This is a genomic window from Stenotrophomonas sp. 85239_Sma, assembly GCF_056481725.1.
Map to the genome: position 1 here is coordinate 2,717,563 of NZ_CM151163.1, position 13,649 is coordinate 2,731,211.

Annotated in this window: 12 protein-coding genes; 8 read left to right on the forward strand and 4 right to left on the reverse strand. The window is 68.3% G+C overall.

Features of this window, described 5'->3' with window-relative positions:
* Window positions 1-99: 99 nt before the first annotated feature.
* Entirely contained in the window at window positions 100-486 is a 387-nt protein-coding gene (locus ACYKG1_RS12710; RefSeq protein WP_478470667.1) for a DUF4440 domain-containing protein, read from the reverse strand.
* Entirely contained in the window at window positions 486-1,844 is a 1,359-nt protein-coding gene (locus ACYKG1_RS12715; RefSeq protein WP_478470668.1) for an MFS transporter, read from the reverse strand. Before ACYKG1_RS12715 ends, ACYKG1_RS12710 begins: the two co-directional genes overlap by 1 nt.
* 105 nt (window positions 1,845-1,949) lie before the next feature.
* Here ACYKG1_RS12715 and ACYKG1_RS12720 point away from each other — a divergent pair, with 105 nt between their 5' ends.
* Window positions 1,950-2,846 carry a LysR family transcriptional regulator gene (locus ACYKG1_RS12720; protein ID WP_478470669.1) on the forward strand — a complete coding sequence of 299 codons (897 nt, stop codon included), beginning with the start codon at window positions 1,950-1,952 and terminating at the stop codon, window positions 2,844-2,846.
* 98 nt (window positions 2,847-2,944) lie between these two features.
* Here the strand turns inward: ACYKG1_RS12720 and ACYKG1_RS12725 are convergent, their stop codons facing one another.
* Window positions 2,945-5,740, reverse strand: coding sequence for a beta-glucosidase family protein (locus ACYKG1_RS12725; RefSeq protein ID WP_262084377.1), 2,796 nt, complete (start codon window positions 5,738-5,740; stop codon window positions 2,945-2,947).
* Window positions 5,741-6,078: 338 nt separating this feature from the next.
* Between ACYKG1_RS12725 and ACYKG1_RS12730 the strand changes: the two genes are divergently transcribed.
* On the forward strand, window positions 6,079-6,513 hold the full coding sequence (locus ACYKG1_RS12730; protein ID WP_100473133.1) for a VOC family protein: 435 nt from the start codon (window positions 6,079-6,081) through the stop codon (window positions 6,511-6,513).
* A gap of 339 nt (window positions 6,514-6,852) precedes the next feature.
* Window positions 6,853-7,557, forward strand: a complete 705-nt coding sequence (locus ACYKG1_RS12735) for a helix-turn-helix domain-containing protein (protein WP_478470670.1) — start codon at window positions 6,853-6,855, stop codon at window positions 7,555-7,557.
* 9 nt (window positions 7,558-7,566) lie between these two features.
* Here ACYKG1_RS12735 and ACYKG1_RS12740 read toward each other — a convergent pair whose 3' ends face one another.
* On the reverse strand, window positions 7,567-8,445 hold the full coding sequence (locus ACYKG1_RS12740; protein WP_478470671.1) for a sterol desaturase family protein: 879 nt from the start codon (window positions 8,443-8,445) through the stop codon (window positions 7,567-7,569).
* A 142-nt stretch (window positions 8,446-8,587) separates the two neighbouring features.
* Here ACYKG1_RS12740 and ACYKG1_RS12745 point away from each other — a divergent pair, with 142 nt between their 5' ends.
* The 5 genes from ACYKG1_RS12745 to ACYKG1_RS12765 all read left to right on the forward strand — a co-directional run bounded on the left by ACYKG1_RS12745 (window position 8,588) and on the right by ACYKG1_RS12765 (window position 13,646).
* A complete protein-coding gene (locus tag ACYKG1_RS12745; protein WP_262084380.1) occupies window positions 8,588-9,538 on the forward strand; it encodes a LysR family transcriptional regulator in 951 nt (316 codons plus the stop codon).
* Between the two features lie 92 nt (window positions 9,539-9,630).
* Complete coding sequence (locus ACYKG1_RS12750) at window positions 9,631-10,281, forward strand: DsbA family oxidoreductase (RefSeq protein ID WP_100473141.1); 651 nt, start codon at window positions 9,631-9,633, stop codon at window positions 10,279-10,281.
* Window positions 10,282-10,317: 36 nt separating this feature from the next.
* Window positions 10,318-11,325 carry a cyclase family protein gene (locus tag ACYKG1_RS12755; protein ID WP_262084381.1) on the forward strand — a complete coding sequence of 336 codons (1,008 nt, stop codon included), beginning with the start codon at window positions 10,318-10,320 and terminating at the stop codon, window positions 11,323-11,325.
* Window positions 11,326-11,612: 287 nt separating this feature from the next.
* Window positions 11,613-12,227, forward strand: a complete 615-nt coding sequence (gene imuA / locus ACYKG1_RS12760) for a translesion DNA synthesis-associated protein ImuA (RefSeq protein ID WP_478470672.1) — start codon at window positions 11,613-11,615, stop codon at window positions 12,225-12,227.
* A gap of 9 nt (window positions 12,228-12,236) precedes the next feature.
* Window positions 12,237-13,646, forward strand: coding sequence for a Y-family DNA polymerase (locus ACYKG1_RS12765; RefSeq protein ID WP_262084382.1), 1,410 nt, complete (start codon window positions 12,237-12,239; stop codon window positions 13,644-13,646).
* Window positions 13,647-13,649: the final 3 nt, after the last annotated feature.

Genomic DNA, 13,649 nt, shown 5'->3' on the forward strand with positions numbered 1-13,649 from the left:
TGCCGTGAAGTGTGGGCGGGCTTTGCATTCTGCGGTGAATGCAGGCAGGACTGATGGCACATGTGCCTCCGGTGCCGCTGCGCTCGCCGGCACTATCGGTCAGGCTGCCGCCACCTCATGCAGCGCCAGCCAGCGCCAGCGCCCCTGCTCCTGCCCCAGTACCGCCAGCGACTCCCGCCATGCGGGTGCGCCACTCTCGATCGAATGCCCTTCGCGATAGCGCAGTACCGCCAGCGGTGAAGGCGCTTCCACCGCCTGCACGGCTTCGATGGAAATCTGCAGCCCTGGACGCGCGCCATGGCCGCCCGCGAACAGCGCCTGCACGGCATTCCGGTCCAGCCTGCGACCGGCGATGCCGACCATGCTGAAGTCCGCGCAGAAATGCGCCATCAGGTCCTCCAGCGCGTCGGTGCCGACGTCGGCACGGAACCAGGCCTGCAGTTTGTCGTGCAGGTGGTGGACTTCATGTTCTGCGGTGGTATCCATCAGGCATTCTCGGGTTGCGGAAAGGAAAGCTGTTGCGGCCGGCGCAACAGCGCCAGAGGCAGCAGGGTCAGTACGGCGGCCAGCCCCAGCGCTACGCGGGTGGCGTGGGCCGGCAGCCATTGCATGGCCAATGCCAGCAGCAGCGCGATGGCCGCGGTGCCCAGGCAGAAGCTGAGTTGGCGGTTGAGATTCCAGAGTGCGCTGGCATCGCCCAATGCGTCGCCCTCGACCCCATGGAAGGCCAGCGTCTGCGCGGTGCTGCTGCACAGGCTGCCGCCGGCGCCCATCAGTGCGAACAACAGCCCGGCCAACGCGAACGCCGGCTGCGGCAGCAGCGCCATCAGCAGCAGGCCGCTGGCCTGCAGGAGCATGCCGGCGCGCAGTACCGTGGCCGGACCGAAGCGGACCAGCAGGCGCTTGCTGGCTGTGATCGCAATGGCCGAGGCCAGCGCCCACGGCAGCATCAACGCGCCGATGCGTGCAGCGCTGTAACCGGCCTGGTGCAGCTGCAGCGTGCTGACCAGCTGGCTGCCGATGAACACACCGGGTACGGCCAGATAGACCAGCATCGCCAGGCGCAGCCCGCGATGGGACAGCAGCGACCAGCGCAGCAGGGGCTGCGCCTGCCGGCGTGCATGCCGCAGGTGGGCCGCCGCCAACAGCAGTGCAATCAACAGCAGTACGACACCGGCTGACCGATGGCCGGGTTCGCCCAGCCAGGTAAGCGCCAACAGCAGCGCGCCCAGCGCCATCATCGCGGTGGACAGCGCATAGGACTGCAGGCGTGGCGCACTACGCGCGCCGTCGGCCGGCGTCCACGCCAGTACCAGCCCAATCGCCGCCACCGCCAGCGGCAGGCTGGCCCAGAGCACACCGCGCCAGGACAACCACTGCACCAGCAGCCCACCGAGCGCGGGCGCCAGTGCCGGCACCAGCAACGCCACCAGCAGGATGCGGCGGGTCAGCGCGCCACGCTGGTCGGGCGTGCAGTGCCGGTACGCTGCCGCCTGTGCCACCGGAATCAGCAGGCCACCGGCCAGGCCCTGCAGCAGCCGCCAACCCAGCAGCCAGCCGATACCCGGTGCAGCGCCCGCCAGTGCAGCGGCGCTCGCGAACAGCAGCAGCGCCATCAGCAGCAGACGGCGCTCACCACAGCGCGCGGCCAGCCAGGGCGCCAGCGGAATCACCACGCTCAGGCCCAGCATGTAGGCGGTGCCCACCCAGGCCAGGGCGCCGACGTCGGCGCGCAGTTCCGCCGCCAACGCCGGATAGGCCACCGTGGCGATGAACATGTTGACCAGATCCAGGGCGAACACCAGCAGGAAGATCGCCTCGTGGCGCAGGCGGGGGGACGGCATCGGCGGCGCTCCAGCGGGGAAGCGGCCAGCATGCCGTGCGGGCTTTGTTGGAAAAACACGACGACAGCTGCAACACTGTCAAATCTGTTTTGACAATGAATGCCCATGGTCAGCCTCGATCGCTTCGATATCTTCCGTGCCGTGGTCGAGGCGGGCAGCCTGACCGCAGCGGCCGATCGCCTCGGCCTGAGCCGTGCGGTGGTCAGCTTCAACCTGAAGCGGCTGGAGCAGGAGCTGGGTGTGACCCTGCTGCTGCGCAGTACCCGCCACCTGGCCCTGACCGACGCTGGCGAGCAGTTCCTGCAGCACTGCGTGCAGGCGCTGGATGCCGCACAGGCGGCGATCGATGCCGCACGCCGCGACCAGCACCAACTGCAGGGTGTGTTGCGCCTCACCACCACCCCGGAGTACGCGCAGCTGCGCCTGATTCCCGCACTGGAAGCCTTCCGTGCGCGGCATCCGGCCCTGCAGCTGCACCTGTCGACCTCACCGGCGCCGGCCGACCTGATTCCCGAACGTTTCGACCTGGCGATCCGCCTCGGCCGTCTGCCCGATTCGGGCCTGCATGCCAGTGAACTGGAACGGCATCCACTGTGCGCGGTGGCGGCTCCGTCCCTGCTGGCACGCCTGCCCTCTGCCGATGCTGCCGATGACCCCGTGCAGCTGGGCACCCTGCCCCGCCTGGGCTACCCGCGCCTTGCCGATGTGCCGGTGATTGCACCTGACGGCAGCGACGCGCTGTTTGCCACCAACCCGGGCAATGCAGTGGTGCGCGTGGATGGCGCCAGCAGCCTGCGCGCCTTTGCCATGGCCGGCGCCGGGGTCACCGTGCTGCCACGCTGGCTGATCGAGGACGACCTGGCCCAGGATCGCCTGTGCCCGGTGCTGCGTCAGCACCGCTTCCCACAACAGCGCGTGTACGCGGTCTACCCGCACAGCACGCAGCCCTCACCGAAGGTGCGGCAGCTGATCGACTTCCTGCGCGGGTGGTTCGTCACCTGAAAAGGGGACGGAGGGGATTAAGTCGTTTATGCATAAACGACTTAATCCCCTCCGTCCCCTTTTTTGCACGGCCCCTTGCGGGGCCATGCCTTCAGGCATCAGCGCAGCACCTGCTCCACCAGCTGCACGTCCACTGTCTGCAGCGGCTCGGCGGCGTTGCGCGACAGCTGCACCTGGTAGGTGCCACCGTCGATCTTCCACTGGCGGGCCTGCGCATCGTAGTGGGCCAGGGTCTTCGGCTCGGCTTCGATGCGGATGCGGCGCTGTTCGCCCGGCTGCAGGGTCACCTTGTCGTAGCCGATCAGGCGGATCGGCGTGGTGCTGCCGGCCGGCAGTTTCAGGTACAGCTGGGCGACGTCGGCACCGGCGCGCTTGCCGGTGTTGCGGATGTCGACGCTGGCAACCAGGCGCGAGCCTTCCACGCTCACCTTCAGATTTTCATAGGCGAACGAGGTGTAGGACAGGCCATGGCCGAAGGCGAAGGTCGGGGCCAGGCCCTTGGCCGCCATCCACTTGTAGCCGACGTTGGCGCCTTCGATATCGAAATCGAATACATCACCGAACGGCTTGGCCGGCTTGAAGCCGAGGCCATCGATGTGCGGGCGCGGCAGCTGCGATTCGTCCACCACCCAGGTCACCGGCAGGCGGCCGGACGGATTGGCCTGGCCGGTCAGCAGCGCGGCAATGCCTTCGCCACCGCGGATGCCCGGGTACCAGGCCTGCAGCATCGCCGGCACCTGCGCCAGCCACGGCGTGCGCACCGGGCCGTTGGTTTCCAGCACCAGCACGGTCTTCGGGTTGGCCTTGGCCACGGCCGAGATCAGGGCGTCCTGGTTGTCCGGCAACTGCATGTCCGGCAGGTCCACCGATTCGGCCGCCCACTGGGTGGCGAACACGATGGCTACATCCGCCTGTGCGGCAGCCTTGGCCGCAGCGGCGGCGTTGGTACCGTCCACATACTCGATGGTTGCATCCGGACGCGCCGCACGCAGCGATTCCAGCGGCGAGGACGGGTGGAAGATCACCGGGCCCGGCCAGGTGGTCGGCAGCACGCCTGGCACCGCGTTGGTGCCCTTGGCGGTCACGCCCACCATCGACGAACCACCGCCACCGATCACGCCCTTGTCGGCGTGGCCGCCGATGATGACGATGCGCTTCACGCTGTCGGCCAGCGGCAGCAGGTTGCCTTCATTGCGCAGCAGCACGCTGCCTTCTTCCACCGTGCGCTGGGCAACGGCGAAACCGGCCTCGGCGTCGACCTTCTGGTGCTGCGGCGGGTTGTCGAAATTGCCGTGCAGGAACATCGTGCGCAGGATGCGCGCCACCATGTCGTTCAGGCGCGCCTGCGGCACCACGCCGCCATGCACGGCCAGGCGCAGCGGTTCGTCGAAGAACACCGCCGCGTCGAACACTTCGCCGGCCGACTGCTGGTCCAGGCCGGCCAGCGCCGCCTTCGAGCCACTGTGCACGCCGCCCCAGTCGGACATCACGAAGCCGGGGAACTTCCATTCCTGCTTCAGCACCTGGTTCATCAGGTAGCCGTTCTCGCAGCCGTAGGTGCCGTTGATCTTGTTGTACGAACACATCGCCACGCCCGGGCGGCCGGCTTCAAGCGCGATCTCGAAGGCCAGCAGGTCCGACTCGTGCATGGCCTGTTCGCCGATGCGTACGTCGTGGAAGTTGCGGCGGGTCTCCATGTCGTTCAGCGCGAAGTGCTTCATCGAGGAGATCACGTGCTGGCTCTGCACGCCCTGGATCACTGCGCCAACCATCGAACCGGCCAGCAGCGGGTCTTCACCGGCGTACTCGAAATTGCGGCCGTTGCGCGGGTCTCGCTGCAGGTTGACGCTGCCCGACAGCAGGATGTTGAAGCGCTGCTGCCACGCCTCGCGACCCATGGTTGCGCCACCGGCAAAGGCGACCGCACGGTTCCAGGTGGAAGCGGTGGACGGACCCGACGGCATTGCCGTGGCGAAATCGCCCGGGCGGATGCCGCCCGGATTGGTCACGCCGACGCCGGCATCGGCCGACTGCTGCGACGGAATGCCCAGCCGCGCCACGCCCGGCACGAAACCGGCCGAACCGACCGCACCTTCCGGCAGCGGGCCACCATCCTTGCCCAGCCCGAAGTAGCTGTGCAGCATCTGGAACTTTTCATCCTCGGTCATCGCCTTCAGCAGCAGCGCAGCGCGCGCATCGGCGTTGAGGGTGGTGTCCATCCACGGCCTGTCACCGTGCTTGTCGGCGGCGTAGGCCAAGGTCAGCAGCGTGGCACGCAGGGTGCTGCCTTCCACCTTGAACGGTGCGCTGCTGGCGGCCTGGAAACCATCGCTGAAGTAACTGGCATCGGCCTCCAGCGCGACATGCGCCGGATCGAAGCCTGCGGCCTTGGCCGATTCACCGGCCACCGCGCCAAGCAGCACCGCCGGTGCGCCCAGCCGCGAACGGGTAACCAGCGCCGGCAGCTGCGCGGCGCCTGCGCCGGCATCGGTATAGACCGCCACGGTGTGGCGACCGTCGTCCAGGCGCAGGTAGTTCAGGCCGGGCTGGTCCGGACCGGATTCGGCAGCGATCGGCAACCGGGTCAGCACGGCCTGGCCGCGCTGGGTCTGGCCATCGTCCTTGCCGGCGGCAATGAAGCGGTACTCGTAGCCCAGGCCATCGGCCAGCACCTGCAGCGGATCGACCTGGCCGATGCCACGCTGTACCTGGCGCACGCTGACCGCGTCCACCTGCAGCGTCTTCAGTTGGGCCGCGAGGGCCGGCATCGCCTCGGCGGTCGGCGCCTGTTCCAGGGTCAGCACGGTGAATGCCGCAGGATCAGCCCAGGCCGGGGTGGCAAGTGCGGCAGACAGGGCCAGGGACAGTGCAAGCGGCTTTGTAAACGTTTTCATCGGCAGGCGTAATTCCGTTGCCAAGGCAATCGGTCCAGGGAAAGTGCCGCCGAAGGGTGCAGCGTTCATGCCGCGCAGGGGTTGCCAGGCAACGTCCCGCAGGCCGAAGGACGGGCCGGTCTGCGCGCGGGACCCTCCTCCCGGCGTGACAACCTGCCTGCCCGGGCCGCGCAGGGCGACCCAATCATGTGAAGATTGTGCGAGGGCATTCACACCTGTCAACAGGACCTAAGTCACAGGGGCAACCTGGTCGCCGGTTATCAGGCCATCACCGGCAGTCATCAGCAGGCCGCACGGGGCTGCCGATAATGGGGCATCACCGGCCCTGCCCTCCGCCCATGAACATGCACCGCGACTTCGACCATCTCTGGCGCGACCGCTGTGATACCTCGAGCCAACGCAGCCCACGCGTGCTGATCCGGGTATTCGTTGCTCCTGGCGAACTGGAGCGCAGCGTGGCCTTCTACGAGCAGCTGCAGGGCGTGGTGGCCGATGCGGGTTTTCCGTTTCCCGATGCCGGCCTGCGCCTGGCGATGGTCGGTGCATTCCTGCTGATCGAAGGTTGCGATGAAGCGCTGGCGCCGTTCACCTCGACCACGGGGACGCTGCTGGTCGATGACGTTCGGCCCTATCACGACAAGCTGGTCGCTGCGGGCGCCGAGATCATCTTCCCGCTGCAGGTGGTACCGACCGGGGCGGCGTTCAATGCGGTGCATCCCGATGGCACCGTGGTCGAGTACGTGCATCACCGGCCCGACCCGCATGGGCGGTGAGGGTACGCACGGCCGGGCTGCGCCCGGCACCCGCAGAGGCAACGGCCAATGCAACAGCAACAGCAAAAACTGGGTTTCTGCAGGCAGGCGGGGTGGATCCGGTTGCGGGGGACGGCGCAAGTACGTCCATGTAGCCTCGATCGCGCCATCCATGGCGCTCACGCCCCCGCAACCGGACCCACCCCGCCTTCGACAATTCCCCGCACGGCCTGCTGTAGCGCCGAACCCATGCTCGGCTCATATGTCTCGGATCTCGAAATATTCGATTTCATCGCTTGGGGTCAGATCTGTTTTCCCAAGGAAAAGCGGATCTGACCCCAGATTCATTTCGATCCACGCATGGCGTGGATCTACAATTCCTCCATGTCCTCTCCCGCCCTGCCCCGGAATGGCACGCTGCTGCTGGATGCTCACGTGGCCGTGCTGCAGGGCCACGCCGGTGGCAGCGATACGCACGCGCACTACGCCCATCAACTGTTGCTGAGCGACGGCGCGCCCTGGCAGGTCGAGATCGATGGCGCGCAGCAGCAGGGCCAGCGGCTGTGGCTGCCGTCGTTCCAGCCGCATGCAATCCTGTCGGCGCCGCAAGCAGGCTGCATGGTGTTCCTTGAACCGGCCCATGCCGATCCTCCCCAGATCCAGCAGCACCTGCATGCACTGCCGGGCAACGCAGTGGAACTGCATGACTGGCTGCCACGACTGAGCCGCCCACAGCCGCTGGATCGCCGCGTGCAGGCAGCACTGGCCCGTATCACACAGCACCTGCCTGGCCCGGTACCCGCCGCCGATATCGCCGAGGCGGCGCATCTGTCGGCCAGTCAGTTGCACCGGCGCTTCCAGTCCGATCTGGCGGTGACCCTGCGTGGCTGGGTGCTGTGGCAGCGGCTGCGCAGCGCGCTCACGCATCATCTGCGCGGGCACACCCTGACCGTCAGTGCGCATGCCGCCGGATTCGCCGATCTGGCCCATCTGTCGCGCAGCCTGCGCCGCATGTTCGGCATCGGTGCCGCACAGCTGCAGGGCCTGCAGCTGCATGCGGCCTGACACCGCCGATCATCCGCGCCTGCGTAACCCGTCCGGCAACGCCGGCACCTCGCCATGCGGCAGTTCGCGGAACGGCGCCAGCAGCTGCCCGGGATAATCGCGCGGATAGTCCGGTTGGCTGCCGATGCCGAGGTCGCGTTGCTGCAGCCGATAGCCGGGCGCATCGAAGGCGGTCCCCAGCAGGTGGTCCCAGACAGTCAGGAACAGGCCGAAGTTGACGTCGCCGGCGGTGCCGTAACGCATGTGGTGGAAGCGGTGCAGCGGCGCCCAGGCCATCACCCGGCCCAGCACACCCGGGCGCATGTCCACGTTGGAATGCTGCAGCAGCAGCTGGATGGCAATGGCGAACGCCAGCACCGCGGCCACCGGCATCGGCAGGCCCAACACCAGCAGCGGCAGCACGCCACCGACGGCTTCGGCCGCCTGGTGCAACGGGTGTTTCATCAGGCCGTTGAAGCCGTACATGCGGGTGACGCTGTGATGCACCGCGTGCAACCGCCACAGCCAGCCGATGCGATGGCTGGCGTAGTGCACCAGGGTGATGCCAAGGTCGGCGCAGACGATGGCCAGCAGTACCTGCAGCGTGAACGGCCACTGCAGCGGCCACAGCTGCCACGGAATGAGCGCTGCCAGCAGCGGCACCGCGGCGATCGACAGCAGGTTCAGGCTTTCGTTGACCAGCCCATGCAGGGTGTCACGCAGGCTGTCGCCCTGGTCGTGGTTGAACGCGGGGTCATACGGCCAGGCATGTTCGGCAGCGAACGAAACCGCGATGGCGACCGCCAGCAAGACCAGCAGCCATAGCGGATCGCCGCGGAGGTGGCCGACCCACACGACGGCGGCGGCAACGAAACCGAGCAGGAACAACGGGGCATACAGGCGGAGCATCCAGTGTTTCATGGGCAACCCGGAACGTGAGGGGCCTGCATGCTGGCGCGGCGCGACGGTTGCGGGCTTGAACAAACGGCGCAACCCGGCGCGCTCCTGCTGGAGACCCATCGTGGTTGGCACCGCGTTTCCACATCCATGCATGGCGTGGATCTACAATGGCGCCCTCATCGCGCCCGGGACCGGCATGGATTCCTTCAACCTGATGCGTGCCTTCCGCCGCATCGTCGAACGCGGCGGGCTGGCCCGCGCCGCCGAAGACCTGGGCATGTCGCCCGCCGGGCTCAGCAAGCAGTTGCGCACGCTGGAAACACACCTGGGCGTGGTGCTGCTGCAGCGGACCACGCGGCGCATGAGCCTGACCGAGACCGGCCACGCTTATTACCGTGAATGCTGCCGCCTGCTCGATGAGCTGGACGCATTGGAACGTGGCATCGCCGAACAGCGTGGCGAGGTGGCCGGGCGCCTGCGTGTCAATGCACCGCAGTCGTTCGCGCTGAGCACGCTGTCGCCGCTGCTGCCACGTTTCCTGCAGCAGCACCCGCAGCTGTCGCTGGACCTGGTGATGGAAGACCGCCTGCTTGATGCAGTCGGCGAAGGTTTCGATGTGTCGCTGCGGCTGCGTGCCGAACTGGATGACTCACGACTGGTGGCGCGCCGGCTGGCCTCGCTGCAGCAGGTGCTGTGCGCGGCCCCGTCCTACCTGCAGCAGCATCCGGCACCACAGGCGGTGGACGATCTGCAGGCGCACAGCGTGCTGGCCTACAGCCTGTCCGACTCGCCCGGCAGCTGGCCGCTGCTCGGCCCGGATGGGCAGGTGACCATCACCCTGCCGGCACGCGTCACCGTCAACAACAGCCTGCTGCTGCGCGACCTGCTGGTGGCCGGCATGGGCATCGGCGCCCTGCCCTCGTTCCTTGCGGCACCGGCACTGGCCCGTGGCGAACTGCAGCAGGTGCTGCCCGACCACCGCTATCCGCCGCGCTTCGTGCATGCGGTCTACCCCACCTCGCGCCACCTGCAGCCCAAGGTGCGTGCCTTCATCGATTTCCTGCACGCCGAGCTGCCCGGCTGCGCCGGCCTGGATTCGTAACCGCCAGCGAAAACTGAGCTGCCCGCGGCGTGCTGTTTCAACCACGCCGCGCTGCCTAACCTGCCGCCTCCCCTCTCACCGATGGCAGGCAGATGTCTTCCGTTCCCTCCCCCGCCACCGCAGCGCCGGTGGTCGATTTCTTCCACGACGTGGTCTGCGGCTGGTGCTTCGTGCTGGCCCCGCGCCTGCAGCAGGTCTCGGCCGAACTCGGCATCCAGGTGCGCCACCGCAGCTTCGTGCTGCAGGACTCGCGCGCACAGATGATCGAGGTGTTCGGCTCGATGGAGCGCGCCAAAGCGATCATCCTGCGCCACTGGACCGACTGCGCCGCGCATGAAGACAGCGCACGCATCGATATCGAAGGCATGCGCGCACAGGACTTCGAGTATCCGTCCGGCTGGCTCGGCGCACTGGCCTGCCAGGCCGCCGGCATGCTCGGCGGCAATGATGCCCATGGCGCGATGTTCGATGCCGTGCAGTGGGCGCACCTGCACCAGCACCGCAACATCGGCGATGCCGAAGTGCTGCTGGATATCGCCGAATCGCTGGGGCACCCGCGTGGTGCCTTCGCTGACCACATGCGCAGCGACGCAGTGCGCCAGCGCGTGCAGGCCGATCGTGCCGAAGCCGCAGCCCTCGGCATCCGTTCCATTCCCACCGTGATCGGCGGCAACGGCCTGCGCCTGCAGACCCTGCCGCTGCCACAACTGCGCCAAGCCCTGGCGCACCTGGTCGCGGCCTGAGCCGCACCGTCCCCCCACCCTGCAAGGAGATTCCCCATGGCCCCACGTACCCTGGCCACCGCGCTGGCCCTGCTGCTGGCCGGCACCGCCGCTTCCACCACCGTGTCCGCACACGAACGCGTTCCCTCCGGCCAGCAGGTCGGCACCAGCCCCTGGGGGCCGAAGGACGAGATCGGCCGCCTCAACCTGATCACCGAGGCCTCGCGCGCGGCCATCCTGTCGCGGGTCAGCGGCGGCAAGGCCTATGACCTGGCCACCGAGTACTACGTCGGCATGCCCAGCTGGCAGGACGCCGGCGACCCGCACTACCAGTTCTGGATGACCCACACCCCGCGCGGCACGGTGATGGATGATCCGATGGGCGTGGGTGAAACCATGAACCTCACCCGCAGCTACACCGGCACCGCGTTCTCGATGTACAGCCACACCGGCACCCATATCGATGCGCTGAACCACTTCGGCATCCATGGAAAGATCTGGAACGGCTTCGAGGCCGACAAGCACCTCGGTGACCGTGGCTGGAACGTCACCGGCATCGAGAAGTTCCCGCCGCTGATCGCGCGTGGCGTGATGATCGACGTGGCAGGCGCCAAGGGCGTGGACATGCTGCCGGACAGCTACCGCGTCACCCGCCAGGACCTGAAGGATGCGCTGGCACGCCAGCAGGTGAAACTGCAGCAGGGTGACATCGTGCTGATCCGCACCGGCCGCATGCGCCTGTTCGAACAGCCCAAGGCCTACATGGCCAACCCGCCGGGCATGGGCCTGGATGCGGCGCGCTTCCTGGTCGAGGACAGTGGCGCGATGATCGTCGGCGCCGACAACCTCAGCTTCGAGACCTTCCCTTCGGAGGTATCCGACGACTACGTGCCGCTGCACACCTACCTGCTGGCCCAGCAGGGCGCGCCGATCATCGAGCTGGTGGCGCTGGACGAACTGGCCCGCGACAAGGTCTACGAGTTCGCCTTCATCGGCGGCCCGCTGAAGATCCGCGGCGGCGATGCCGCGCCACTGCGCCCGATCGCGTTGCCGGTCCGCCCGTAACCGGGGCCTGTGGGTGCCGACCCTGGTCGGCACCGTTCCCCCATCCACGCATGGCGTGGATCTACCGAGGCTCTGTCCAGTAAATCCACGCCATGCGTGGATGCTTTACCCCTTCAGCAACCTGAAACCTGACCCGCCAATTTCATTAGTAATTCTACTCACAACGCGAGTAGCATGTGCGGTCTCAGCCCCTGATACCGGCCCGCCGATACTCGCTCCATGCCTGCCGTTTCCGCCCGTTCCTGCCGCTTCCAGCCTGCCCGGCACCTCTCTTGGAGGACCGGCTGATGGGCGCCGTCGTCGCCCTCGACCGGCTGCTGGACGGGCGTCAGCTGTGGCGCGGCCCGGCCCGGCAGGGGCCGGCCAGTGATCATCTGGCCAGCGGGCACCCGGCACTGGATGCGCGCCTGCCCGGCGGTGGCTGGCCCACCAGCGGGCTGTGCGAGGTGCTGCAGGCGGCGCCCGGCGTGGGCGAGCTGGCCCTGGTCTGGCCGGCGCTGGCCAAGCTGAGCCAACGCGACCGCCCGATCGTGCTGGTCGCCCCACCCTATCGCCCGCATGCCCCGGCCTGGGCGGCGGCCGGGCTGGACCTGGCCCAGCTGCAGATCATCCACGCCGCGCCGAAGCAGGCGCTGTGGGCCGCCGAACAGTGCCTGCGCTCTGCGGCCTGCGCGGCGGTGCTGTGCTGGCCGCACCAAGCCGACGACCGCTCACTGCGCCGGCTGCAGGTGGCTGCCGACAGCGGCCAATGCCTGGGCTTCGTGTTCCGCGAGGCGCAGGCGGCGCGCAATCCCTCTCCGGCCAGCCTGCGCCTGCAGCTCGACCACGGCCAGGTGCGGGTGCTGAAGTGCCGTGGCGGCCTGCCGCCGGCGCAGCCATTACCGCTGGCCATCGCCCACTGAGGCCGCGCCATGCACTGGGCCTGCCTGTTGTTGCCGCAGCTGGCGTTGGACAGCGTGCTGCGCCTGCAGCCGGACCCGCAGCGGCCGCTGGTGCTGCTGCAGGGGCCGGCGCAGCGTCGCGTGCTGCGAGCGGTCAGCCCGTCCGCACGCGCAGCGGGGCTGCGCCCGGGCATGCTGCTGTCGGCTGCGCAGGTGCTGGTGCAGGACATGCACCTGCACGACTACGACCCGAACGCCGAACAGCACACCCGGCAGCTGCTGGCCAGCTGGGCCTACGCCTACAGCTCGCAGGTCAGCCTCGATTTTCCGCACGCGCTGGTCATGGAGATCGGCGCCAGCCGTGCCCTGTTCGGTGACTGGCTGACGATCGAAAAGCGCCTGCGCGGCGAACTGCATGAGCTTGGTTTCCGCCATCGCCTGGTGGCCGCACCCACCGCGCATGCCGCGCGCGTGCTGGCCAACGTCCATGATGGTCTTGGCATCGATGCGCAGCAGCTGCCGGCGGCGCTGGCACAGCTGCCGTTGCCGCGCTGCGGCCTGCCCAGCGAAGCGGTGACCGTGCTCGGCCGTTCCGGCCTGCGCACGTTGGGCGCAGTGCTCGAACTCCCTCGCGACAGCCTGGCCCGGCGCTTTTCACCGGAGGTGCTGCAGCAGCTGGATGCGCTGCGCGGCCTGCCTGCCGCACCACTGCGTTACTACCAGCCACCGGACCGTTTCGATGCACGCATCGAATTCGAATACGAGATCGAATCCAGCCAGGCCCTGCTGTTCCCGTTGCGCCGCCTGCTGCTGGACCTGGCCGCTTTCCTGTGTTCGCGCGATGGCGGCGTGCAGCGCTTCGACCTGCATTTCGAGCATGACCTGCTGCCGGCCAGCGTGCTGACCATCGGCCTGCTGGCACCCGAGCGTGATCCCGCATTGCTGTTCGAGATCGCGCGCAACCGCATGGAAGCCTTCGCCTTGCCCGCCGGCAGCCGCGCACTGCGCCTGCAGGCCGAGCAGCTGCCACCGTTCGTTCCCGCCGCGCGTGACCTGTTCGATACCCGGCCGGCGCAGGCGATGCCCTGGAACCAGCTGCGCGAGCGCCTGCGCGCGCGGCTCGGCGATGACGCCGTGCAACCGCTGGCGGTACAGGCCGACCATCGCCCCGAGCGCGCCAGTGGCACCCAGCCGCCGGCCAAGCCTCCGTCGTACTGGCCGCTGCGCCCCGGCTGGTTGCTGGACACTCCGCAACCGCTGCGTGATCCGCGGCTGCGCATCGTCACCGGGCCGGAGCGGATCGAATCGGGCTGGTGGGACCAGGCCGATGCGCGTCGCGATTACTACGTGGTGGAAACCACGCATGGCCAGCGCGGCTGGGCTTTCCGTGAGCGCAACGACCCGCATGCGCCGTGGATGCTGCACGGCTGGTTCGGCTGAGCC